General features: G+C 69.3%; 23 protein-coding genes. 17 read left to right on the plus strand and 6 right to left on the minus strand.

What is annotated here, in order from left to right; translation table 11 throughout:
• Positions 1-17 precede the first annotated feature (17 nt).
• The 4 genes from QFZ47_RS24085 to QFZ47_RS24100 are packed head-to-tail and all read left to right on the plus strand — an operon-like array spanning position 18 to position 3,401.
• Positions 18-674, plus strand: a complete 657-nt coding sequence (locus QFZ47_RS24085; RefSeq protein ID WP_307658034.1) for a flavoprotein — start codon at positions 18-20, stop codon at positions 672-674.
• On the plus strand, positions 653-2,125 hold the full coding sequence (locus QFZ47_RS24090; RefSeq protein WP_307658035.1) for a DUF6513 domain-containing protein: 1,473 nt from the start codon (positions 653-655) through the stop codon (positions 2,123-2,125). The genes QFZ47_RS24085 and QFZ47_RS24090 overlap by 22 nt, the downstream gene beginning before the upstream one ends.
• Entirely contained in the window at positions 2,122-2,703 is a 582-nt protein-coding gene (locus QFZ47_RS24095) for a DUF447 domain-containing protein (protein ID WP_307658036.1), read from the plus strand. Before QFZ47_RS24090 ends, QFZ47_RS24095 begins: the two co-directional genes overlap by 4 nt.
• A gap of 5 nt (positions 2,704-2,708) precedes the next feature.
• Positions 2,709-3,401 (plus strand): (5-formylfuran-3-yl)methyl phosphate synthase, encoded by a 693-nt coding sequence (locus QFZ47_RS24100; RefSeq protein WP_307659004.1) that lies wholly within the window; start codon positions 2,709-2,711, stop codon positions 3,399-3,401.
• A gap of 1 nt (position 3,402) precedes the next feature.
• On the opposite strand, the gene QFZ47_RS24105 is transcribed toward QFZ47_RS24100, so the two are convergent.
• The 3 genes from QFZ47_RS24105 to QFZ47_RS24115 are packed head-to-tail and all read right to left on the minus strand — an operon-like array spanning position 3,403 to position 6,081.
• Entirely contained in the window at positions 3,403-4,002 is a 600-nt protein-coding gene (locus QFZ47_RS24105) for an amino acid kinase family protein (protein WP_307658037.1), read from the minus strand.
• The gene (locus tag QFZ47_RS24110; RefSeq protein WP_307658038.1) at positions 4,002-5,123 is read right to left on the minus strand and encodes a hydantoinase/oxoprolinase family protein; all 1,122 of its coding nucleotides are present in this window, start codon (positions 5,121-5,123) and stop codon (positions 4,002-4,004) included. Before QFZ47_RS24110 ends, QFZ47_RS24105 begins: the two co-directional genes overlap by 1 nt.
• Positions 5,092-6,081 carry an ATP-grasp domain-containing protein gene (locus QFZ47_RS24115; RefSeq protein WP_307658039.1) on the minus strand — a complete coding sequence of 330 codons (990 nt, stop codon included), beginning with the start codon at positions 6,079-6,081 and terminating at the stop codon, positions 5,092-5,094. Before QFZ47_RS24115 ends, QFZ47_RS24110 begins: the two co-directional genes overlap by 32 nt.
• Positions 6,082-6,119: 38 nt before the next feature.
• On the opposite strand from QFZ47_RS24115, the gene QFZ47_RS24120 reads away from it, so the two are divergent.
• The 8 genes from QFZ47_RS24120 to QFZ47_RS24155 all read left to right on the plus strand — a co-directional run bounded on the left by QFZ47_RS24120 (position 6,120) and on the right by QFZ47_RS24155 (position 15,070).
• Complete coding sequence (locus QFZ47_RS24120) at positions 6,120-6,860, plus strand: HisA/HisF-related TIM barrel protein (protein ID WP_307658040.1); 741 nt, start codon at positions 6,120-6,122, stop codon at positions 6,858-6,860.
• A 231-nt stretch (positions 6,861-7,091) separates the two neighbouring features.
• A complete protein-coding gene (locus QFZ47_RS24125; RefSeq protein ID WP_307658041.1) occupies positions 7,092-8,324 on the plus strand; it encodes a molybdopterin-binding domain-containing protein in 1,233 nt (410 codons plus the stop codon).
• Entirely contained in the window at positions 8,321-10,006 is a 1,686-nt protein-coding gene (locus QFZ47_RS24130) for a formylmethanofuran dehydrogenase subunit A (RefSeq protein ID WP_307658042.1), read from the plus strand. Before QFZ47_RS24125 ends, QFZ47_RS24130 begins: the two co-directional genes overlap by 4 nt.
• A gap of 13 nt (positions 10,007-10,019) precedes the next feature.
• Positions 10,020-10,982, plus strand: a complete 963-nt coding sequence (gene fhcD / locus QFZ47_RS24135) for a formylmethanofuran--tetrahydromethanopterin N-formyltransferase (RefSeq protein ID WP_307658043.1) — start codon at positions 10,020-10,022, stop codon at positions 10,980-10,982.
• Between the two features lie 55 nt (positions 10,983-11,037).
• Positions 11,038-11,868, plus strand: coding sequence for a formylmethanofuran dehydrogenase subunit C (locus QFZ47_RS24140; RefSeq protein ID WP_307658044.1), 831 nt, complete (start codon positions 11,038-11,040; stop codon positions 11,866-11,868).
• 42 nt (positions 11,869-11,910) lie between these two features.
• Entirely contained in the window at positions 11,911-12,444 is a 534-nt protein-coding gene (gene fae, locus QFZ47_RS24145; protein WP_307658045.1) for a formaldehyde-activating enzyme, read from the plus strand.
• A gap of 2 nt (positions 12,445-12,446) precedes the next feature.
• Entirely contained in the window at positions 12,447-14,366 is a 1,920-nt protein-coding gene (gene pabB / locus QFZ47_RS24150; protein WP_307658046.1) for an aminodeoxychorismate synthase component I, read from the plus strand.
• Between the two features lie 47 nt (positions 14,367-14,413).
• A complete protein-coding gene (locus QFZ47_RS24155; protein WP_307658047.1) occupies positions 14,414-15,070 on the plus strand; it encodes an HAD family hydrolase in 657 nt (218 codons plus the stop codon).
• Between the two features lie 30 nt (positions 15,071-15,100).
• Here QFZ47_RS24155 and QFZ47_RS24160 read toward each other — a convergent pair whose 3' ends face one another.
• From QFZ47_RS24160 to QFZ47_RS24170, 3 genes are read right to left on the minus strand one after another with little or no spacing between them, the layout of a single operon-like run.
• Positions 15,101-15,748: a response regulator gene (locus tag QFZ47_RS24160; RefSeq protein ID WP_307658048.1), complete on the minus strand. Its 648-nt coding sequence runs from the start codon at positions 15,746-15,748 to the stop codon at positions 15,101-15,103.
• On the minus strand, positions 15,745-17,124 hold the full coding sequence (locus QFZ47_RS24165) for a histidine kinase (protein WP_307658049.1): 1,380 nt from the start codon (positions 17,122-17,124) through the stop codon (positions 15,745-15,747). Before QFZ47_RS24165 ends, QFZ47_RS24160 begins: the two co-directional genes overlap by 4 nt.
• A complete protein-coding gene (locus QFZ47_RS24170; RefSeq protein WP_307658050.1) occupies positions 17,121-18,137 on the minus strand; it encodes an alpha/beta fold hydrolase in 1,017 nt (338 codons plus the stop codon). Before QFZ47_RS24170 ends, QFZ47_RS24165 begins: the two co-directional genes overlap by 4 nt.
• Before the next feature lie 163 nt (positions 18,138-18,300).
• Here QFZ47_RS24170 and pqqA point away from each other — a divergent pair, with 163 nt between their 5' ends.
• From pqqA to pqqE, 5 genes are all read left to right on the plus strand, one after another.
• A complete protein-coding gene (gene pqqA / locus QFZ47_RS24175; protein WP_010100094.1) occupies positions 18,301-18,375 on the plus strand; it encodes a pyrroloquinoline quinone precursor peptide PqqA in 75 nt (24 codons plus the stop codon).
• Positions 18,376-18,456: 81 nt separating this feature from the next.
• Complete coding sequence (pqqB, locus tag QFZ47_RS24180; protein ID WP_307658051.1) at positions 18,457-19,380, plus strand: pyrroloquinoline quinone biosynthesis protein PqqB; 924 nt, start codon at positions 18,457-18,459, stop codon at positions 19,378-19,380.
• A gap of 17 nt (positions 19,381-19,397) precedes the next feature.
• On the plus strand, positions 19,398-20,162 hold the full coding sequence (pqqC, locus tag QFZ47_RS24185; protein ID WP_307658052.1) for a pyrroloquinoline-quinone synthase PqqC: 765 nt from the start codon (positions 19,398-19,400) through the stop codon (positions 20,160-20,162).
• Positions 20,159-20,452, plus strand: coding sequence for a pyrroloquinoline quinone biosynthesis peptide chaperone PqqD (pqqD, locus tag QFZ47_RS24190; RefSeq protein WP_307658053.1), 294 nt, complete (start codon positions 20,159-20,161; stop codon positions 20,450-20,452). The genes pqqC and pqqD overlap by 4 nt, the downstream gene beginning before the upstream one ends.
• A complete protein-coding gene (gene pqqE / locus QFZ47_RS24195) occupies positions 20,449-21,600 on the plus strand; it encodes a pyrroloquinoline quinone biosynthesis protein PqqE (RefSeq protein ID WP_307658054.1) in 1,152 nt (383 codons plus the stop codon). The genes pqqD and pqqE overlap by 4 nt, the downstream gene beginning before the upstream one ends.
• Positions 21,601-21,620 lie beyond the last annotated feature (20 nt).

A 21,620-nucleotide genomic window follows, 5' to 3' on the forward strand; every position in this document is an offset into this window, starting at 1 on the left:
CGCAAGGCTCGCCAGACATGACGATGAACGGGGAGCTGACGGGCACGGCCAAGATCGATCCACGCGGCGCCGCGCTGGCTGCCGAAGACGGGGAAGCGCTGCTGCCGGCATCGCCGCCGCGTTCGCGGCTGGCTTGGTGCATCACGGGTTCGGGCCATTTTCTCGAAGAGTCGCTCGCGATTGCGGCGCGGCTGCCCTCGGTCGACCTGTTCCTCTCGGCCGCTGCCGAGGAGGTGCTGCCCATCTACAAGCTGCAGATCGAAGCGCTGAGGCCGCGCTTCCGTGTGTTCCGCGACAAGACGGCCAGCGGCGTGCCGGTGGGCATGCTCTACGACGATGTCTATCACACGGTGGTGGTGGCGCCGGCCACCAGCAACACGGTGGCCAAGTGCGCATTCGGCATCAGTGACTCGCTGCCGACCAACATGTTTGCCCAGGCCGGCAAGCTCGGCATTCCTGGCATCGTGTTTGCATGCGATACGGAACCGGTGGTGGTGACCAAGTCGCCGCACGACTGGGTCACGCTGCGTCCGCGGCGCATCGAACTCGACAACGTGGAGCGGCTGCGCGGCATCGACTTTTGCCAGGTGGTCTGTTCACCGGCCGAACTGGAGACTGCGCTCGACACGCGCCTGAAGGAACTTTCTCTCGCATGGAACACATCGTCTTCCTGACCGGGCGCCTCGCCCAAGCCAGCCTCACGCGGGTGCTGGCCGGGATCGAGGCGGCACCGTTCACATGGGAAGTGCGGGAGATCGGGTTGCAGGTGGCGGCGCTGATGACGGCCGACATGATCCGCCGCCGCGTCGCGGCACCCGTGTTCACCGAAGCCGAGAGCGAGGGCGCTGCGCCGCGGCGCGCCGATCGCATCATGGTGCCGGGCCGCTGCCGCGGCGACGTCGAGGCCTTGAGCCTTCACTTCGGCGTGCCGGTGGAACGCGGCCCGCAGGAACTGAAAGACCTGCCGCGCCATTTCAACCGCAGTGCGCGTGCCATCGACCTGGCCGAATACGAGGTCGCGATCTTCGCCGAGATCGTCGATGCGCCGCGGCTCTCGGTGGCGCAGATCATCGAGCGCGCGCAGCAGCTCGCGGGCGATGGCGCCAACGTCATCGACCTGGGCTGCCTGCCCGAGACGCGCTTCGACCATCTGGCCGAGAGCGTGCAGGCGCTGAAGGCCGCGGGCTTCCAGGTCAGCGTCGATTCGAGCGACACACAGGAGTTGCTGCTCGGCGGCAAGGCCGGCGCCGACTACCTGCTGAGCCTGACGCTCGACACCCTGTGGATCGCCGACGAGGTGGCGGCCACGCCGGTGCTGATACCGCGCGTTCCGGCCGATGAAGCGTCGCTGTATGCCGCCGTCGAGCAGATGCAGCACCGCGGCCGCGCCTTCCTGGCCGACTCGATCCTCGATCCGATACCGTTCGGCCTGACTGCATCGATCGTGCGCTACCACCGGCTGCGCGAGCGTTTCCCCGAGGCCCCGATCATGCTGGGCGTGGGCAACCTCACGGAGCTCACCGAAGCCGACACCAGCGGCATCAATGCGGTGCTGTTCGGCATTGCCGCCGAGCTGAACGTGGCGGCGGTGCTGACCACGCAAGTGAGCCAGCATGCGCGCCGCGCGGTGAGCGAGGCCGACTGGGCGCGCCGCATCATGCATGCAGCAGCCCGCAACGCGACGCTGCCCAAGGGCATGAGCGATGCGCTGATGACGGTGCACGCCAAGCATCCTTTTCCCGACACGCCCGAAGAAATCAACGAGATCGCCTCGCAGGTGCGCGACCCCAATTTCCGCGTGCAGATATCGCCGCTGGGCCTGCACGTCTACAACCGCGACGGCTTGCGGCTGGGGCAGGGCGCTTTCGAGCTCTGGCCGCAGCTCAAGCTGCAGGACGATGCCGACCATGCGTTCTACATGGGCGTGGAACTGGCGCGCGCCGAGATCGCCTGGCAGCTCGGCAAGCGCTATGTGCAGGACCAGCCGCTCGACTGGGGCTGCGCCGCGCCGCGGCCCACCGAAGACCTCGCGCGCTGGTGCGCGCCGGGAACCACCATGAAGACATCGAAGAACAACGCGGCCGAGACCGGCGCCACGAGCACCGCCGCGCCAACACCCTCATGAACGACCAGATCTTCGAAGCGGTGGTGACCACCGTGGCTCCCGGCGGCAAGCCGCATGTGGCGCCCATGGGCATCCGCTACCAGGAGGGCGGCATTTTGCTGATGCCGTTCAAGCCCTCGACCACGCACGACAACATCGTGGCCACCGGCCATGCGGTGCTCAACATCGTCTGCGACACCCGCGTATTTGCGGGCTGCGTGACGGGGCGCAAGACGTGGCCCACGCTGCCGGCCGAACACATCGAAGGCGTGCGGCTGGCCGCTGCGCTGCGCCATGTCGAGCTGGAGCTGGCCGAGCAGCGCGACGACGTGCAGCGGCCGGTGCTGCGCATGGTGGCCGTGCACGAGGCCACGCATGCGCCGTTTGTCGGCTTCAACCGCGCGCAGGCCGCGGTGATCGAAGGCGCCGTGTTGGTGAGCCGGCTGCACATGCTCCCTCCCGAGAAAGTGGAAACCGAAATGACCTACCTGCAGATCGCGATCGACAAGACCGCCGGCCCTGAGGAACGCGAGGCCTGGGAATGGCTGCGCGCCGCGGTCGCGCGGCACCGCGCCGGCACACCGGAGCGCGCATCGTGACGCGCATGCTGGTGAGCGTGCGCAGCGTGGACGAGGCCCTGTTCGCGGCGCGCGGCGGCGCCGACTTCATCGATCTGAAGGAACCCAACGAAGGCGCACTGGGTGGTTTGCCGGTGGCAACCATCGGTGCCATCGTGGCCGCGCTGCGTGCGCACGGCATCGGCCTGCCCGTGAGCGCGACGATCGGCGACCTGCCGATGAATGACCTTGGCGGCATCCTGGCGCAAGTGGAAGTGGTAGGCGCCTGCGGCGTCGACTACGTGAAGGTCGGCATCGAGCGCGGGCCGGGGGCCCTTGCGGTGCTCGATGCGCTCGCGGCCAGCAACTGGCCGGTGGTGCCGGTCTTCATTGCCGACCACGGGCTCGATGCCGTGCTGACCGCGCATGCCTGCACGCTCGGGTTCCCGGGCCTCATGGTCGACACCGCCGACAAGCAGGCCGGCAGCCTGTTCGATGCTGTCTCGATGGCCGAGCTGCGCGCCTTCCTGGCCCAGGTGCGCGCCGCGGGCCCCATGGCCGGCGTGGCAGGCGCGCTGCGCGTGGCGCATGTTCCGTTGCTGCAATCATTGGCGCCGGATTTCGCGGGGTTTCGCAGCGCCGTCTGCGTGGCCGACCGCAAGACGGCACTCTGCCCGGAGCGGCTCGCGGCACTGGCCGCGTTGCTGCATGGCGAGGCCGTGGAGCGTGTAGCGGCTTGATTCAGCGCGGGGCGAAGGTGGTTTCGCCCAGCAGCAGCGCACGCATGGTCGCGAGCTGGTTCTTGTGCAGCAGGGTGATCGGAAACGCCGCATCGCCGGAGCGCTCGGCAAACTGCGGGTCGACCACGCCGGCGTCGCCGAGCTCCCCCAGCGTCAACTGCGGATCGATGGCGCACGACTTGACCAGCACCAGCTGCTCGGCATTGAGATGCTTGGCGAGGTCGAGCGCGATCGTGTCCGATGTGGCGTCCCAGCTGGTGCGGCCGTCCGGCTTGTCGCGCCGCAATTCGAGCGGCAGCCACAGCGCTGTCTTTCCGCGCCGCAGCAGGTCGGGAATTTCGGTCTTGCGCGCGGTCAGCTGCAGCGCCGGGTTCAGCGCATGCAGCTGGTAGGCCGTCTGCGCCATGGCGAGTACCGCCATGTTGTGGGCGGCGAGGTCGTTGAACTGCCAGTGCGCCTGTACGCGCCGCACTTCGTCTGCAAAGGTGCCGCCGCCGCAGACCACCGTCACGCGGCCGCCGCCGATCTGCGTCAGCAGATCGAGCCACTGCGGCAGCACCGGGTCGGCACAGAGACTGCCGCCAATCTTGACCACCCACATCAGTCGTGCTCCCTTTCGAACAGCGCGGCCACCGCCACGCTCGGCGCGCATACCTGCGCCCAGGTGGCGGTGCCCGCGGCGGCATGGCGCGCCACCTTCGCCACGTCGGCGCCATAGGCGGCAAAGCGGCGCAGCATGGTCCCCGCATTCTCCGTGGGGGTGGCGACGGCGGCGGCCAGGCTGGGTACCAGGAAGGCGCCGCAGCCCGCGCTCACCACCACGGCATCGCGCGAAAGCGCATGCGCCGCCAGCACGCGGCGCAACTGCGCACCAATGGCCTCGACCTGTGCCGCGCGCCAGGCATGCGCGAGCTCCAGCCACTCTTCGGCGGACGCATCGCGTTCGTCCAGCCCCACCATGCGCGCGAGACGCTGGCGCGTGGCCGGCAAGGTCTTGGGCGCGCTGTCGGCGCTGGGGTACAGGTCGTGCGCGGGATCGAGTTCGCCGCACAGGCGATAGACGTCGGCCGTGGTGGCGAAGAACTCGTTCATCACATGGCGTGGCTGGCCGCGCCATTCGATGCGCTGGGTCAGCGCGCACACCGGCGTGCGCACCACACCGTGGTAGGCGAGCTCGCCGCTCACCAGGCGTTCGGCATCGCTGCGGCTGGTGGTCAGCACGCGCCCGTGGCCGAAGGCGATCAGGTCGGTGGTCGTGCTGCCGATGTCGACCAGCACGCCTTCGGGGAACACGAGCGCGGCATGCCGCGCGGTGGCGAGCCAGTTGGCCGAGGCGATGTGCTCCCAGTGCCGTGCGACATCGGCGGCGGCGCACCAGCCGGCATCGCCGGCAAAGAACTGAAGCGCGCCCCGACGCGTGGGCAGCGACGCCGCCAGCGCGGCGGCAATGCCGCGCACGCCGGCTTCGCGGTCGGGAAACAGATCGACCATTTCGCCCGTCATGGTCACGGCATGCTGCGCGGCCGCAAGCCCGGGCCAGCGCGCGCTGGCGGCCTCCAGTGCACGCGCCAGATGATCGAGGCCCTGCCAGAGCGGGCAGCCCCACTGCGCCACGTCGACCACCTCGCCGCCTTGCAGCAGGCAGGCCTTGACGTGCGCGCCGCCGATGTCCCACCCGATGGTGGTGCGTTCAGGCGTCGGCACGCGCAAGTTCCTGTTCATGAGCGCTGCCGCCGTGTTGGCGGCCTGCCAGCAGCTCGGCCGCCAGGTTGCGCCCCAGCGCCGCCGAGAGCCCGACGTAGGCACAGGTGACACGCGGATTGACCTCGATCACCACCGGCCCGCGCTGCGGGTGCCAGACCAGGTCGATGCCCGCGAAGCCGTGCAGCCCGGGGACGGCGTGCGCCACCTGCGCTGCCAGCGCGGCCAGGGGGCGCCAGCGCGGATCGCCGTGGCCCGCCGCGTCGACGTGCACGCCATCGAAAGACAGCCGTCCGGTCGCATCGATCGAGATGCTCTGGCGGTTGATGCTCAGCATTTCGGCATTCTGCGCCGTGCACAGCAGCGAGACGCTCAGCGCTTCGCCGTCGATCCAGGGCTCGAGCGTCAGAGTGGCGCCGGCGTGCGTGCGCAGGGCCTGGTCTTCGAGCGCATCCGCGTGGCGGGCGTGCACGTGGGTGGCCACGCCGCCGGCGCCGTCGTCGGGCTTGACCACCCAGCGTGCGATCTCGGGCGCGTTCGCGAAGGCCAGCGGCGTCTGCACGCCGTGGGCGGCCAGATGCGCGAGCGTGGCCTTCTTGCCTGCCGTGAGCTCGATGGCTTCGGCGCTGCATCCGAGCCAGCGCGCGTTGCCGACGATGCGCTGGAAGCGCGCCAGCAGGCCACCGGTCTCGGGTGCCACCAGCCACACCAGGTCGTGCAGCACGCTCTGCCGCGCCACGAAGTCGAAGGCCGATTCGTTGGTGCGCGCCCGCACCGGCACGACCCCCCTGGGCAGGGTGTTCCCCGGTTCGCAGACAGCCGCGGAGACCGAACAATCGGCAGCGCGCACCAGGTCTGCCACCATGGCATCGCGCATCGACAGGCCCAGCGGCAGCAACTCGTCGGCCGCCGAATCGTCGCCATAGTCGCTCCAGCCGCCGCCGCTGAGATACTCGTAAACAAAAACGCGTTTCGTCATTTCAACATCCACTTTCCGGGCTCTTCCCCATCTTCCCCATGACTTCCGAACTGAACCTGATTCCTGTCGTCGACCTGCTGAAGGGCCAGGTGGTGCGGGCCGTGCGCGGCGACCGCAAGGCCTACCGGCCGATCGTGTCGGCGCTGTGCGCCAGCAGCGATCCGGTGACGGTGGCGCGCATCCTTTGCGAGCACTGCGCGGCCCGCCAGCTGTACGTGGCCGACCTCGATGCCTTGCAGGGCGGGGCGGTGCAGATTGGCGTGCTGGCCGATCTGCTGCGGGCGCTGCCGGGCATCGAGCTCTGGCTGGACGCCGGCCTGGCCGATGCATCGGCCGGCCAGGCGCTGCGCGACCAACTGGCGCCGTACGCCTCGCGCGTCGTGCTGGTGTTCGGCAGCGAATCGCTGCGGTCGCGCGAGGCATTGGAGCGCTGTTTCGACACCACGCAGGGCGATGGTGCCAAGGCGGGCGATGCGGGGGCGGTGCTGTCGCTGGACCGGCGCGATGGCCAGCGGCTCGATTCCGCTGGCTGCTGGGACGCCGTGGACCTGTGGCCCGAGCGGCTGATCGTGATGACGCTGGAGCGCGTCGGCTCGGGTGCCGGCCCCGACCTCGAAACCCTGCAGGAGGTGAGGCGCCTGGCGCCGGACGCCATGGTGATCGGCGCCGGCGGAATCCGCAGCGAGGACGACCTGGCGCGTGCGAGCGTGGCTGGCGCCGACGCCTGGCTGGTGGCCAGCGCGCTGCACGACCTGCAACTGCCGCGCGTGCGCCGCTGATCTGCCGGAGCCGGTGCGACGAGAGTGGGTGAGGCGTGCCATCAGCCCGCTGTACACACGAACCGTGCCATCCACCGGCGGACTTGCATGCATTGCGGCGGGCTGCCGCCGGCACGCATTGACCACCAAAAGCGCAACACTCTGTCTCACATTGTGTGTGTCATCGGCCCTTGTCCCAAGGCGTGGCGACGCCGGGGCTGAATGGCACATGGCTTGCGTGGTGGCCTGCCCATGAATGAACCCGACACTGCCGCGCCGCCCGGCAATGCCCCCTGGACCTGTCCTTTCTGCCCCCTGCTGTGCGACACCTTCGGCGTCGACGTGGGGCCGCCCGGCACGCCGCTGAAGCTCGTGGGCAGCGATTGCCCGCGTGCGCGCAAGGCGCTGGCCAACTTCGATGCCACGGCCGGCGCCAGGCAGCCGCAGGCCGGCGGCCAGGACTGCGATCTGGACACCGCGCTCGGCACCGCCGCCTCGCTGCTCGCGGCCGCCCGGCAGCCCCTGTTCGGCGGCCTCGGCACCGACGTCGCAGGCGCCCGGGCGCTCTATGCGCTGGCCTGCGAAACGGGCGCCATCTGCGACCCGGCCCAGGGCGCGGCGATGATGCATGGCCTGCGCGCACTGCAGGACCGCGGCGGCTTCAGCACCACGCTGGCGGAAGTGAGGACGCGGGCCGATCTGATCGTCTGCATGACCGAGGAGCCGGCGGCGCATTACCCGGAGCTCTTCCACCGCTTCGGCGTGGGCGAGCGGGAGGGCGTGGCCGTGGAAACGCTGCCGCTGCACGGCGACCTGTTCGACACCGTGGCCCTGCTCGCGGCGCTCGTCGCGGGCCGCGTTTCGACAGACGACACGCACGTGCCGGCCGGACTGGCGGCGCTCGCCGCGCGCTTGCAGGCGGCGCGCTATGCGGTGCTGGTGTACGAATCGGCTCGCTTGCCGGCCCAGGGCGCGCTGATCGTCGAGGCGATCCAGCGCATCGTCGCCACGCTCAACCGAAGCACGCGCGCGGCCTCGCTGCCGCTGGGCGGCGGCGACGGGGCCTCCACCGTGAACCAGGTGTTCGCCTGGCTCTCGGGCTTGCCGCTGCGTTCGCGTGCCGGGCCGCTGGGCCTGGAGCATGAGCCGCTGTGCTTCGATGCAGAGCGCCTGCTGGCCGATGGCGCGGTCGATGCGCTGCTGTGGGTGTCGAGCTACGGCCCCGAGCCCGCGCCGCCACCGGCCGGCGTGCCGCGCATCGTGCTCGGCCATCCGGGAATGCAGCTGCCGCACGATGCGCACGAGCTGGTGTTCATTCCCGTCTCGACACCCGGCATCGGTTCCGCGGGCCATCTGTTCCGCACCGACGGTTCGGTACTGCTGCCGCTGCGGCCTGTGCATGAAGACGGGCTGCCGAGCGTGGGCGAGGTGGTCCGGCGGCTGACGGAGGCGCTGCGCGCGCTGAAGAAGGAGCGCGTGCAATGACGACGACACTGCGCCTGCGCGGCGGCCGCGTCATCGATCCCGCGAACGGCCGCGACGAGGTGCGCGACCTGTACCTGCGCGACGGCCGCATGGTCGAGTTGGCGCCGAACGAAGCCGCCACCGAGGAGATCGACATCGGCGGCTGCATCGTGATGGCCGGCGGCATCGACATGCACACCCACATCGGCGGCGGCAAGGTCAACCTCGCGCGCATGCTGCTGCCCGAAGACCACCGCGCCAACGCGAACCCCATTGCGCTGCCAGACAACGTGCTCGAGCTCGCCTCGTGCGGCACCTGCACGCCGGGCACCCTGGCCACCGGCTACCGCTATGTCGAGATGGGCTACACGGCGGCCTTCGAGCCGGCCATGATGGCCTGCAATGCACGCCATGCGCACATGGAAATGGGCGACACGCCGATCCTCGACCACGGCGCCTACGTGATGCTCGGCAACGACGAGCTGTTCCTGCGCATGCTGGCCGAGGGCTGGGATTTCGAGCGCATCCGCGACTATGCGGGCTGGACCATCAACGCCAGCAAGGCGATGGGCGTGAAGGTGGTGAACCCGGGCGGCATCTCGGCCTTCAAGTTCAACCAGCGCAAGCTCGACGTCGACGAGAACCACGTGCACTGGCAGGTCACGCCGCGGCAGGTGGTGCACACGCTGGCGCGCGCGCTGCGCGAGCTTGGCGTGCCGCATCCGCTGCACATCCACGGCAGCAACCTGGGCGTGGCCGGCAACATCCAGTCCACGCTCGACACCATCGCCGCACTCGACGGCCTGCCCGGGCACTTGACGCACATCCAGTTCCACGCCTATGGCACCGAGGGGCCGAAGAAGTTCTCCTCGGCCGCGCTGCAGCTCGCCGAGGTGGTGAACGCGAACAAGAACGTGAGCATCGACGTCGGCCAGATCATGTTCGGCCAGACCGTCACGGCCTCGGGCGACACCATGCGCCAGCATGCGCAGTCGGGCCTGGCCGATCCGCGCAAGTGGATCGGCGCCGACATCGAGTGCGAAGCCGGCTGCGGCGTGGTGCCGTTCCGCTACCGCGAGCAGAGCTACGTGAATGCGCTGCAGTGGGTGATCGGGCTGGAGATCTTCTTGCTGGTCGACGATCCGTGGCGCGTGGTGCTGACCACCGACCATCCCAACGGCGGCCCGTTCACGAGCTACCCGCACCTGATCCGCCTGCTGATGGACCGCAGCTTTCGCGAGGAGCAACTGGCCAAGCTGCATCCAGAGGTGGCGGCGCAGGCCGCGCTGCGTTCGATCACGCGCGAACTCTCGCTCTACGAGATCGCGATCATGACCCGCGCCGGCCCCGCGCGGCTGCTGGGCCTGCGCGACCGCGGCCACCTGGGCGCGGGCGCCGCGGCCGACATCGCGGTGTACCGCGAGAACGCGGACCGCGAGGCCATGTTCGCGACGCCCGAATATGTGTTCAAGGACGGCGTGCTGGTCTCGCGCGCCGGGCGCGTCATGGCGGCGCCGGTGGGCGGCACGCATTTCGTCGCGCCGGACTACGACCGCGGCATCGAGAAGCGGCTGCGCCGGCATCTGGCGGCGCAAGGCTCGGTCAACTTCGACCACATCGCCATCGGCCACGATGAGCTGTGCCAATGCTGCAACGGCGGGCGCCTGCTGCCGGCCGAGTGCTTCAAGGAGACGTCGTCGTGAAGGCGGAGACGGCATGACGGCTCCATCAACTTTGCTGCGCAACGGCGTCGTCATCGACGAGACCTTTGCCGAGGCCTTTCCGATGAAGGCCACGCGCATCCTCATCACGGCGCACAACATGGCGTGGGCGCGCCATGCGGCGGTGTCGGCCACCGGCTTCGCCACCTCGGTGATCGCCTGCGGCTGCGAGGCCGGCATCGAGCGCGAGATCGCGCCGGAAGAATCGCCCGATGGCCGCCCGGGCGTGAGCGTGCTGATGTTCTCGATGTCCGGCAAGGAGCTGGCCAAGCAGCTCGAGCGCCGCGTCGGCCAGTGCGTGCTGACCTGTCCGACCACCGCGGTGTTCGCGGGCCTGCCGCGCAGCGCGCCCGGCAGCGACGTGGCTGCGCTCGGCAAGAACCTGCGCTTCTTCGGCGACGGCTGGCAGATCTCGAAGGTGATCGACGGCCTGCGCTACTGGCGCGTGCCGGTGATGGACGGCGAGTTCGTCGCGCAGGAAGACACGCCCGTGGTGAAGGCCGTGGGCGGCGGCAACCTGCTGCTGCTGGCGCGCGATACCGATGCGGCGCTGGCCGCCGCCGAAGCCGCGGTTGCGGCGATGAAGCGGCAGCCCAACGTGGTGATGCCGTTTCCGGGCGGCGTGGTGCGCTCGGGCTCCAAGGTCGGCAGCCGCTACGCAAACCTCAACGCCTCGACCAACGATGCCTTCTGCCCCAGCCTCGTCGGGCTGGTGGCGCACAGCGAATTGGCGGGCGGAGCTTGTGCACAGGAGATCGGCTGCGTGATGGAAATCGTGATCGATGGCCTGACCGAGGCCGACGTGGGCGCGGCCATGCGCGTGGGCATGGAAGCCGCCATCGCCATCGGCCCGGCCGGAGGGCTGCTGCGCATTTCGGCCGGCAATTACGGCGGCAAGCTGGGCCCGTTCCATTTTCATCTGCACAAGCTGCTGGGCGCGGCGGGAGGTGCGCCATGAGCCGCCGGGCCGCTCCCAAGGCGAATGCCGCAGTGCGTAGCGCGGAGGTTGCCTGATGAGCGGATGGCACTTCAGGCTGCGGCAGGCGCCCTCGCTCCGCGTCGATCTGCGCGGCATCACGCCCGCCGCATTCGCGGAGCTATCGCTTGCGCAGGTCGAGCAGCTGCGCGTGGGCCATGGCAACGCGATGCTGCCGCTGGCCGAGTTGTTCGATGTTGCGAAGGGCACGGAAGAGGGCACGCTTCGCTTCGAAGGCGATCTCGGGCGCTTCGACCGCATCGGTTGGCAGATGGATGGCGGCCACATCCGGGTCGAAGGCGATGCGGGCCACTACGCGGGCGGCTGCATGCGCGGCGGCGAACTGCAGATCGATGGCAGCGCCGGCCTGCTCGCTGCCTGCGAAATGGCCGGCGGCACCATCGATGTGAAAGGCGATGTCGGCGACTTCGCCGCCAGCACCTTGCCCGGCAGCATGGATGGCATGCGCGGCGGCACCCTCGTGATCCATGGCAACGCGGGCGAGCGCTTCGGCGACCGCATGCGCCGCGGGTCCGCGCTGGTCCATGGCGACGCGGGCGCGTTCCTGGGTTCGCGCATGGTGGCGGGTACGATCGCCGTGGGAGGCAAGGCCGGCGCGCATGCGGGCTATGGCATGCGACGCGGGAGCATCGTGTTCGCGGGGCCGGGCGCGGCGCCGCCGGCGGGCATCGAGACGGCATTGACCTTCGTGCCGAACCGGACCGCAACGCCGGTGTTCTGGGCCCTGCTGTCGCGTGATCTCGCGCGCCACGGCGGGCCTTTTGCGGCCTTGCCTTCGCGTCGCATCGAACGCCACCTGGGCGATCTCTCGGCCGACGGCAAGGGCGAACTCATCATGTGTCTATGACCCGTCTCGACCGTTCTTCAATCTTCCCCTGAAATTCTTTCCATGACGCATCCTTATCTTTTCCACGCAGGCGAAGCCACCGTGCTCGCCAAGGAAGGCCAGTTCACCGACGCCATGCCCGAGATCCTGATCGGCGCGACCGATGGCCCCGTGGGCCAGGCCTTCGCCAACATGATGGCGCAGAGCAAGGGCCACACCGCGATGTTCGCGATCCGCGCCTGCAACCAGCTCGTGCGGCCCGCGACCATCATGGTGCCCAAGGTCACGCTGAAGGACGTGGCCAACATCGACCTGTTCGGCGGCGTGGTGCAGAGCGCGACGGCCGATGCGGTGGTCGATTGCCTGATCGATGGCATCATTCCCCGGGAATATGCCAACACGCTGTGCATCATCAGCCTGGTGTGGATCGATCCGCGCTGCGCCAAGGACCCGAACCTCGACAAGAAAGACATGTACCGCACCAACTACGAAGCCACCAAGCTCGCAATCCGGCGCGCACTGAACAACGAGCCGTCGGTGGACGAGCTGATTGCCAACCGGCATCGCATCAAGCACGACATGGACGACTGGAGCTGAGCTTGCCTTCCTTCGCGCTCCTCGACGACTGCGGCTCGACCCCTGCGCGGCTCACCAGCCGGCTGCACACCGGCTTCATGCGCGAGCACCGGTGCACCGATCCGCGCGAGCTCGATGCGACTTGGGCGCAGGTCGATGCCGACCTGCGGCAAGGCCTGCACGCGGTGCTGCTGGCCGATTACGAATGGGGCGCCAGGCTGCAGCGCGCAGGGCATGCACGGCTTGCCGCGAACGATGCGTCGGCGCTGCGCGTGCTGATGTTCCGCGAATGCGCGATGCTCTCGTCGGACGAGGTCGCAAGCTGGCTGGCCAAGCTCGAACAGCGCGAGGCCGGCGCGGCATCCGAGGCCAGCCCGCAGCAGCCCGTCGGTGTGATGGACCTGCAGCCCAGCATCGACGAGCCGGCCTTCACCGAAGCCATCGCGCGCATCCACGACGCCATCGCCGCGGGCGAAACCTACCAGGTCAACTTCACCTACCGGCTGCAGGGCCGAAGCTATGGCTCGCCGGTGGAGCTGTACCGGCGCCTGCGCGAACGGCAGCCCGTGGCCTACGGCGCGCTGATCGCCCTGCCCGAAGGCAGCCAGAAGGCGGGGGAGGGCGACATCACCCACGTGCTCTCGTGCTCGCCCGAACTCTTCCTGCGCCACGACGCGGGCGTGCTCACCGCGCGTCCCATGAAGGGCACCGCGGCCCGCGCCGATGCGCCCGAGAGCGACAGCGAGATGGCGCGCCTGCTCTCGGTCGACACCAAGAACCGCGCCGAGAACGTGATGATCGTCGACCTGCTGCGCAACGACATCGGCCGCGTCGCGTGCATCGGTTCGGTCAAGGTGCCGACGCTCTTCGCCATCGAGCCCTACGCCACGGTGTTCCAGATGACATCGACCGTGCAGGCGAGGCTGCGCGCCGGCGTCGGCATGCCCGAACTGCTGCGCGCGGTGTTTCCCTGCGGCTCCATCACGGGCGCGCCCAAGCACCGCACCATGGAGTGGATCGCCGAGCTCGAAAGCACCCCGCGCGGCCTTTACTGCGGCGCCATCGGCTGGATCGATGCGCCCGCGCAGGACGCATCGATCGGCGACTTCTGCCTTTCCGTGGCCATTCGCACGCTCACGCTCGGCGCGCAAGCCGAGGGCCTGCGGCCGCTGCGCCTGGGCGTCGGTGCCGGTATCGTGCAGGACAGCAACGCCGCCGACGAGTTCGAGGAATGCCTGCTCAAGGCGCGCTTTCTCACGGCCCTCGATCCCGGTTTCGAGCTCTTCGAGACCATGCTGGCCACGCCCGGCGAAGGCATCCGCTACCTCGATCGGCATCTGGGGCGGCTGGCGGGCAGCGCGCGTGCGCTGGGCTTCAGGTTCAGCCGCGATGCCGCGATGGAGGCGCTGCGGGAAGCGTTGCCCGCGCTGTCGCCCAGCCAACCCTCGCGGCTGCGGCTGGCGCTTGCGCATGGTGGGCGCATCGACATCACGCATTCGCCTTTGCCGCCTTTGCCTCCGGGCGCGGCAAAGCTTGTGATTGCCGACGAGCGCCTGCCCAATGCGAACCCGCTGGGAGCCCACAAGACCACCGTGCGCCAGCACTACGACGCCGGCGTGCGCGCCGCCGAACGCGCCGGGGCTTTCGACAGCCTGTTCTTCACCGAAGACGGCCGGCTCGTCGAAGGCGGGCGCAGCACGGTGTTCGCGCGCATCGACGGACGCTGGTGGACACCGCCCGTTTCGGATGGCGCGCTGCCCGGCGTGATGCGCGGCGTGCTGATCGAAGATTCGATATGGGAGGCCACGGAGCGCAGCCTGACCCTGGAAGATTTGCGGGCGGCGCAGAAGCTCGTGGTTTGCAATGCGCTGCGCGGTGTACTGCCGGCGCAGCTGCTCACTCAATCTGAGCTGAGGCCGCAAGAGGCTTCGGCTGCTGCGTAGCTGCGTACTTGCGCAATGCCGATGCGCAGTCCGCTGTCGCTCCTTCAATGAAGCTCGCTCTGTTCGATCTCGACCACACGCTGATCCCGTTCGACAGCGGCATGGCCTGGACGCGCTTCCTGGTGGCGCGCGGCGTGCTGCCGGCGGATGCCGAGACGGTCTACCTGGGCTACTGCCAGCAGTACGTGGACGGCACGCTGGACATTCGCGAGCTGCATCGCGCCAGCGTCGCGCCGCTCGCGAGCTTCGGCATGGCCGCGCTGCGCCAATGGGCGGCGGAATTCGAAGCCGAGATTGCGCCGCGGGTGCCAGAGCCGATGCGCGCGCTGGTGCGAAAGCATCAGGACGCGGGCCACCTCTGCGCCATCGTGACCGCCACCACGCGCTTCATCGCCGAGCCCTTCGGCCGCGTGTTCGGCGTGGCCGACGTGCTGGCGACGCGGTCCCTGGTGATCGACGACACGCTCGACGGCGCCATCGACGGCGACCCGTGCTTCGGCGTCCACAAGCTGGCGCACGTGAACCAGTGGCTGGCCCTGCGCGGCACGCGGCTCGAAGCGCTCGAGCAGTCGTGGTTCTATTCCGATTCGGCCAGCGATCTGCCGCTCTTGTGCGCCGTGTCCGATCCGGTGGCGGTGGCGCCGGACCAGCGCCTGCGCGCGCGGGCCATCGAAGCCGGCTGGCCGATCCTCGAACGCAGCTGAACCGCCAAGCCGGCGCGGTCGCGCTGGACCTTAGACCTGGATCAGCCCCCACCGCAGCGCCACCCATGTCAGCTCCGCCTGGTTGGTGGCGCCCAGCTTCTGCTTGACGCGGTACAGGTGCGAGCCCACCGTGCTGAGCGAAAGATTCAGCGTGCTGGCAATCTGCGCTACCGTCATGCCGCGCGCAAGCTGGATGAAGACCGAGAACTCGCGCTCGCTGAGCAGGTCGGCCGGATTGGCCTCGCCTTCGATCTGCGCGGTGGCCAGCGCCTGCGCGGTGTTGGCGTCGATGTAGCGATCGCCGCGCGCCACCGCCTTCACCGCGGCAATCAGTGCATCGGGCGCACTGCGCTTGGCCAGGTAGCCGAGTGCGCCGGCGCGCAGCACACGGCGCGGATGGATCGTGTCCTCGTGCGCCGAGAGCGCCAGCACGCGCGCCTTGGGGTCGTGCGCCAGCAGCCGGCGCAGCGCTTCCAGGCCGCCCATGCCGGGCATCGACAGGTCCATCACCACAACGTCGGGCCGCACCTGCGGATAGTCCTGGCAGGCCTGTTCGCCGGTGTCGGCCTCGGCCGCGACCTCGATCTGCGCGTCGGCCAGCAGCATGCGAAAGCCCATGCGCACCAGCGCATGGTCGTCCACCAGCATCACTCGAATCGGCTGATTCGCTTGGTTCATGGGTTCTCCGTGGCGGCCGCCGGCAAGGGCAGGCGCACCGTCAGTTGGGCGCCGCTGGGCGCGGCGGGTTCAAGGCGCAGGTCGCCGCCCAGGCTGTCGATGCGCTCGGCAAGCCAACGCAGGCCATAGTGCCCTGTGCTGGTTTCCCTGGCGGCGTCAGGGCCGGGCAGGCCCCGGCCGTCGTCGGTCAGCGTGAGCTTCACGGTCTGTTCGTCGCCCTGCAGGGCCAGCACGATCCGGTGCGCCTCGCCATGCCGCAGGGCGTTGGTGATGCCTTCCTGCGCGGCGCGGTACAGCACCAGCGCGGTGTCGGTGTCGAGCCGCAGGCGATCGAGTTCGATCTCCAGATGCCAGTCGATCTGCACGCCGCCATGGCTGTTGCGGGTTCGCTCCACCAGGTCTTCGAGCGCGGCCACCAGGCCGAACTTGTCGAGCACCAGCGGCGTCAGGCGCGGGATCATGCCGTGCATGGCCGTGTAGAGCCGCCCCGATTCCTCGGCGATCAGCCGCGCCGCCTGCTCGGCCTGCGGATCGAGCGCCTGCACGCGCTGCGCGATCGACAGGGCCATGCTGCGCATCGCGGTGACCGACTGGCCCAGCTCGTCGTGCAGCTCGCGCGCGATCAGGCGGCGTTCCTGCTCGATCTTCTGGTCGACCCAGCGGCCCAGCTCGCGGCTTTCGGACAGGCGGTTTTCAGCGCGCACGGCGCGCCGTTCGGTCTCGATGTGCTGCTGCAGCATGCCGACCATGCGGTTGAAGGCGGCGCCGATGGCCGCCGCCTCGGTGCCGGGCAGGGCGCGCAGCGACACGTCGAAGCGCCCGCTCTCGAGCTGGTTCAGCGCGTGCACGATGTCCGCGAACGGGCGCGTCGCACGGCCCACGAGCCAGAACACGCCCGCATTGACGATCGCCAGCAGGCCCAGCGCGCTGAGCATCAGCAGCACGAAATCGTCCCATGCGTCGAGCACGGCGCGCGAAGCGTTGGAAACCACCGCGAGCCGGCCGCCCGGAAAGGCGATGGACAGCTGCGAGGGCGGCGGCGAGACCAGGCCCGCGAACCAGTCCGGCGCATCGCGGCCGGCCTTGTAGACCGAGGTCGGCGAGCTGTACAGCACGCGGTCCTCGCTGTCGAGCAGCGTGATGTCGTTGGAGCGCACGCGCCCCACGCCCTGCAGGAACGACAGCATGGCGGGCGTGCCTTGGGCCGCGTAGAGCCAAGCGGTGCGGTTCAGCAGCTGCGCGGCCACGCGATTCGCCGCCACGACTTCCTCGTGCACCGATTCGCGCATGGCGCGCAGCTGCAGCGCGAGCATGGCCGCGACGAACAGCAGCGTCAGCAGGCTGACGATCAGGTTGATCTTCAGGCGCAGCGTCATGGCGCGGGCGCGTTGCCGAAGTGGCCGTGCCGCGCGTAGCCGTCGAGCGCGGCAACCATCGCACCGGCCATGGCCGGGTGCGCCGGATCGTGGCCAGCGCCATCGATCCACTGCAGCCGGCTGTACGCGATGCGATCGTGCACGGCCTGCGCGCCATGCGGCGCACAGATCCGGTCGTCGCGGGAATGCAGCAGCAGCGTGGGCACGCGGGGCAGTGCAGCCAGGCGGTCCAGCAGCGCAGGCGCATCGAGCCAGCAGCGGTGCCGCAGGTAATGGCTCTGCACGCGATAGCGGTCGACCAGCGCGTCGAGCGTGTCGCGATCGGGCTCGACGCCGGACGGCGATGGCTCGCCGGTTGGCATGGCTGCGCCGCGCGCCAGCGTTTGTTCCCAACGCCACCAGGCCAGCGCGAGCTGCCGGGGCAGGTCTGCGTCGCCATCGGCCGGTACCTGCTGCAGGCCGCGGGCCAGGAAACCAAGCATGTCGTGGCGTTCGCTCGCCGGCGCCACGGACGCGAACCGCGCCCACGCGTCGGGTGCGCGGCCGGCGCTGTCCTGGAAGAAGGCGTCGATCTCTTCGGCCCGCGGCAGGAACACCGCGCGCAGCAGCAGGGCCGCCACCGCCTGCGGCTCGAACGCCGCATGGGCCAGCGCCAGCGTGGCGCCCCACGAGCCGCCGACCACGAGCCAGCGCGGCACCTCGAGCTGCTCGCGCACATGCCGCAGATCGTCCAGAAGTTCGGCCGTGCTGTTGTGCACCGTCGCGCCGCGCGGGCGGCTCCGGCCGGCGCCGCGCTGATCGATGCCGATCACGCGGTATCGCGCCGGATCGAAGAAGCGCCGCAGCAGCGGCGAAGTGCCCGAGCCGGGCCCGCCGTGCAGCACGACGGCGCAGATTCCGGCGGGGTCACCACTTTCTTCTACATGCAGCACATGGCCATGCGACACCTCCAATGCGTGGGTGCGCCAGGGAGGAGATTCGGGGTACAGGCCGGTAGGAAGCACGAGGGCCATGGTACGCGGTGGCCCTGTTGCCGCTATTCATGAAAATCATGAAGTGCTATTCATGATTTCATGGCTGGGTCTGGGCGGTCCATGGGTTCAATATGCGTGCTGGAGCACACGAAGTTCCCGCAGCCGCCACGTGGCGCTGTGCAACCTTTGCAGGAGACACCATATGAAGTGGGAAACCCCGACGGCCACCGATCTTCGCTTCGGCTTCGAGATCACGATGTACGTCAGCGCTCGTTGAGCTGCGCCTCGTGACAACCCGCCCCGGCACGCCCGGGGCGGGTTGTTTAGAGCCCCTCCGTCTTCCTTTTTTCATCCCCCGATGCGCATCACCGTCCTGGGCTCTGCCGCCGGCGGCGGCTTTCCGCAATGGAACTGCAACTGCCCCAATTGCGCCGGCGTGCGCGCGGGCACGGTGCGCGCCAAGCCGCGCACGCAGTCGTCGATCTTCGTGCGCCCCGACGATGGTGCCGATGGCGTGCTGTTCAACGCCTCGCCCGACATCCTGGAGCAGATCCGCAGCAGCCCCGTGCTGCAGCCGGCACGTGCGATGCGCGACACCGCGATCGCGGGCGTAGTGCTGATCGACGGGCAGGTCGACCATGCCACCGGCCTCTTCATGCTGCGCGAGCGCGGCACGCCGCTGCCGCTGTGGTGCACCGACCCGGTCGCCGAAGACCTGAGCGAGGGTAATCCCGTGCTGCGCGTGCTCTCGCACTACTGCGGCGTGGCGCGCCACCCGATCGCGCTCGACGGCAATGCCTTCGAAGTGCCCGGCGTGCCCGGCCTCGTCTTCCGCGCGCTGGCGCTGACCGGCAAGGCCGCGCCGTATTCGCCGCACCGCGAGCAGCAGGTGCCGGGCGACAACATCGGCGTGACCATCCTCGACCGCAAGAGCGGCAAGAGCCTGTTCTACGCGCCCGGCCTGGGCGCCATCACGCCGCCCGTGTTCGATGCCATGGCAAGCGCCGATGCGGTCATGGTGGACGGTACCTTCTGGACCGACGACGAGATGGTTCGCCTGGGCGTGAGCAGCAAGCGCGCGCGCGAGATCGGCCACCTGCCGCAATCGGGCGAGGGCGGCATGATCGAGTGGCTGTCGAAGCTGCCCGCCACCACCGCGCGGCGCATGCTGATCCACATCAACAACACCAATCCCATCCTCGACGAAGACTCCGATGAGCATGCGGCGCTGCGGCGCGCAGGCATCGAGCCGTGCGAGGACGGGATGACCATCCAACTCTGAAAGCACCGAGCCCCGCCATGCATGCCGACAGGATTCAAGATTCATCGCGCCCGGCCGCTGACAGCGAGAAAGCCGGCCCGGCATGGAGCCGCGAGGAGTTCGAAGCCAAGCTGCGCGAGCGCGGCCGCAGCTACCACATCCATCATCCGTTCAACGTCATGCTCAACAGCGGCCAGGCCACGCCCGAGCAGATCCGCGGCTGGGTGGCGAACCGCTTTTACTACCAGATCGCGATCCCGATCAAGGACGCGGCCGTGCTCTCGAACTGCCCCGACCCGCAGGTGCGCCGCGGCTGGGTGCAGCGCATCCTCGACCACGACGGCTTCGAGCTCGGCGGGGTCAAGGACGAAGGCGGCGTCGAGGCCTGGCTGCGCTTGGCCGAGGCCGTGGGGCTGGCACGCGAAGAGGTGCGCGACCTGCGCCACGTGGTGTCCGCGGTGCGCTTCGCGGTCGATGCCTACGTGAACTTCGCGCGCCGCGCGCCGTGGCAGGAGGCGGTGTGTTCCTCGCTCACCGAACTCTTCGCGCCCGAGATCCACAAGCAGCGCCTGGCCACCTGGCCCGAGCACTATGCGTGGATCGAGCCGGCGGGCCTCGACTATTTCCGCAACCGCGTGAGCCAGGCGCGGCGCGATGTGGAGCAGGGCCTGGCGATCACGCTCGACCACTTCGACACCCGCGCGATGCAGGAGCGCGCGATCGAGGTGCTGCAGTTCAAGCTCGACATCCTGTGGGCCATGAACGATGCAATGGCGACGCGCTACGGCGTGAACGGCGCATGACCGCGAACAAGACCGCGCTCACCGCGGACAGCAAACCCCGCATCGGCCCCGGCTTCCGCCTGCAATGGGAGCCAGCGCAGGATTGCCATGTGCTGCTCTATCCCGAGGGCATGGTGCGGCTCAACGGCAGCGCGGGCGAGATCATGAAGCGCTGCGACGGCGAGCGCAGCGTCGCGGCCATCGTGGCCGACCTGGAGCAGGCCTTCGGCACCACCGGGCTCGAACCCGAGGTGCGTGGCTTCGTCGAGATGGCGGCGCAGCAGAACTGGCTGCGCTGGGACGCCGCATGACACAGGTGGCACCGCGCCCCGGACCGCCGCTCTGGCTGCTGGCGGAGCTGACCTACCGCTGTCCGCTGCATTGCGTGTTCTGCTTCAACCCGGTCGACTTCGCGCAGCAGGAGAACGAGCTGGGCACGGAAGACTGGCTGCGCGTGCTGCGCGAAGGCCGCGAGCTCGGCGCGGTGCAATGCGGCCTCTCGGGCGGCGAGCCATTGCTGCGCGACGACCTCGAGATCATCATTGCCGAGGCCGCGCGCCTGGGCTACTACACCAACCTGCTGACCTCGGGCGTCGGCCTCACGGCGCAGCGCGCCGCGGCGCTGAAGGCCGCGGGCCTGGACCACGTGCAGCTGTCGTTCCAGGACTCCACGCGCGAGATGAACGACTTTCTCTCGCACACCAAAACCTTCGAGCTGAAGAACCGGGTGGCGAAGATCATCAAGGACCAGGGCTGGCCGATGGTGCTGAACGTGGTGATCCACCGCATGAACATCGACCACATCGACCGCATCATCGAAATGGCGCACGAGATGGGCGCCGAGTACCTCGAACTTGCCAACACCCAGTACTACTCCTGGGCCTTCGTGAACCGCGACCAGCTGCTGCCGACGCACGAGCAGCTGCGCCATGCCGAAGAGGTGACCGACGCCTGGCGCAAGCGGCTCGGCGAGCGCATGCGCATCTTCTTTGTCGCGCCCGACTACCACGAGGGCAAGGCCAAGAAATGCGTCAACGGCTGGGGCAGCATGTTCCTTACCGTGGCGCCCGACGGCACTGCGCTGCCTTGCCACACCGCCAAGATGCTGCCGGGCCTCGAATTTCCGAACGTGAAGGCGCACAGCGTGCGCGATATCTGGTTCGATTCGGAAGGCTTCAACCGCTACCGCGGCACCGGCTGGATGAAGGAGCCTTGCGCGAGCTGCGACCAGCGCGAGCAGGACCTGGGCGGCTGCCGCTGCCAGGCCTATCTGCTGGCGCAGGACGCGGCCGCCGCCGATCCCGTGTGCGCGAAGAGCCCGGACCACCATCGGGTGGTGGAGGCGGTGGCGCATGCGGCCGCGCGCGACCCGGCGGCGCCGACGGAGCATCCGCTGGTGTTTCGCGATCCTGCAAACTCCCGGCGGCTTTCTGCGGCACTCGTTACGCCGCACGCATGAGTGCGGCGGGCGCGCGGTCG

The organism is Variovorax paradoxus, assembly GCF_030815975.1.
In the GTDB taxonomy this organism is placed as follows: domain Bacteria; phylum Pseudomonadota; class Gammaproteobacteria; order Burkholderiales; family Burkholderiaceae_C; genus Variovorax; species Variovorax paradoxus_N.

Bases quoted from the DNA above. Each gene is read 5' to 3' on its own strand.
- QFZ47_RS24085 (WP_307658034.1), top strand. From the start codon at position 18: ATGACGATGAACGGGGAGCTGACGGGCACGGCCAAGATCGATCCACGC.
- QFZ47_RS24090 (WP_307658035.1), top strand. From the start codon at position 653: ATGGAACACATCGTCTTCCTGACCGGGCGCCTCGCCCAAGCCAGCCTC.
- QFZ47_RS24095 (WP_307658036.1), top strand. From the start codon at position 2,122: ATGAACGACCAGATCTTCGAAGCGGTGGTGACCACCGTGGCTCCCGGC.
- QFZ47_RS24100 (WP_307659004.1), top strand. From the start codon at position 2,709: ATGCTGGTGAGCGTGCGCAGCGTGGACGAGGCCCTGTTCGCGGCGCGC.
- QFZ47_RS24105 (WP_307658037.1), bottom strand. From the start codon at position 4,002: ATGTGGGTGGTCAAGATTGGCGGCAGTCTCTGTGCCGACCCGGTGCTG.
- QFZ47_RS24110 (WP_307658038.1), bottom strand. From the start codon at position 5,123: ATGAACAGGAACTTGCGCGTGCCGACGCCTGAACGCACCACCATCGGG.
- QFZ47_RS24115 (WP_307658039.1), bottom strand. From the start codon at position 6,081: ATGACGAAACGCGTTTTTGTTTACGAGTATCTCAGCGGCGGCGGCTGG.
- QFZ47_RS24120 (WP_307658040.1), top strand. From the start codon at position 6,120: ATGACTTCCGAACTGAACCTGATTCCTGTCGTCGACCTGCTGAAGGGC.
- QFZ47_RS24125 (WP_307658041.1), top strand. From the start codon at position 7,092: ATGAATGAACCCGACACTGCCGCGCCGCCCGGCAATGCCCCCTGGACC.
- QFZ47_RS24130 (WP_307658042.1), top strand. From the start codon at position 8,321: ATGACGACGACACTGCGCCTGCGCGGCGGCCGCGTCATCGATCCCGCG.
- fhcD (WP_307658043.1), top strand. From the start codon at position 10,020: ATGACGGCTCCATCAACTTTGCTGCGCAACGGCGTCGTCATCGACGAG.
- QFZ47_RS24140 (WP_307658044.1), top strand. From the start codon at position 11,038: ATGAGCGGATGGCACTTCAGGCTGCGGCAGGCGCCCTCGCTCCGCGTC.
- fae (WP_307658045.1), top strand. From the start codon at position 11,911: ATGACGCATCCTTATCTTTTCCACGCAGGCGAAGCCACCGTGCTCGCC.
- QFZ47_RS24155 (WP_307658047.1), top strand. From the start codon at position 14,414: ATGAAGCTCGCTCTGTTCGATCTCGACCACACGCTGATCCCGTTCGAC.
- QFZ47_RS24160 (WP_307658048.1), bottom strand. From the start codon at position 15,748: ATGAACCAAGCGAATCAGCCGATTCGAGTGATGCTGGTGGACGACCAT.
- QFZ47_RS24165 (WP_307658049.1), bottom strand. From the start codon at position 17,124: ATGACGCTGCGCCTGAAGATCAACCTGATCGTCAGCCTGCTGACGCTG.
- QFZ47_RS24170 (WP_307658050.1), bottom strand. From the start codon at position 18,137: ATGGCCCTCGTGCTTCCTACCGGCCTGTACCCCGAATCTCCTCCCTGG.
- pqqB (WP_307658051.1), top strand. From the start codon at position 18,457: ATGCGCATCACCGTCCTGGGCTCTGCCGCCGGCGGCGGCTTTCCGCAA.
- pqqC (WP_307658052.1), top strand. From the start codon at position 19,398: ATGCATGCCGACAGGATTCAAGATTCATCGCGCCCGGCCGCTGACAGC.
- pqqD (WP_307658053.1), top strand. From the start codon at position 20,159: ATGACCGCGAACAAGACCGCGCTCACCGCGGACAGCAAACCCCGCATC.
- pqqE (WP_307658054.1), top strand. From the start codon at position 20,449: ATGACACAGGTGGCACCGCGCCCCGGACCGCCGCTCTGGCTGCTGGCG.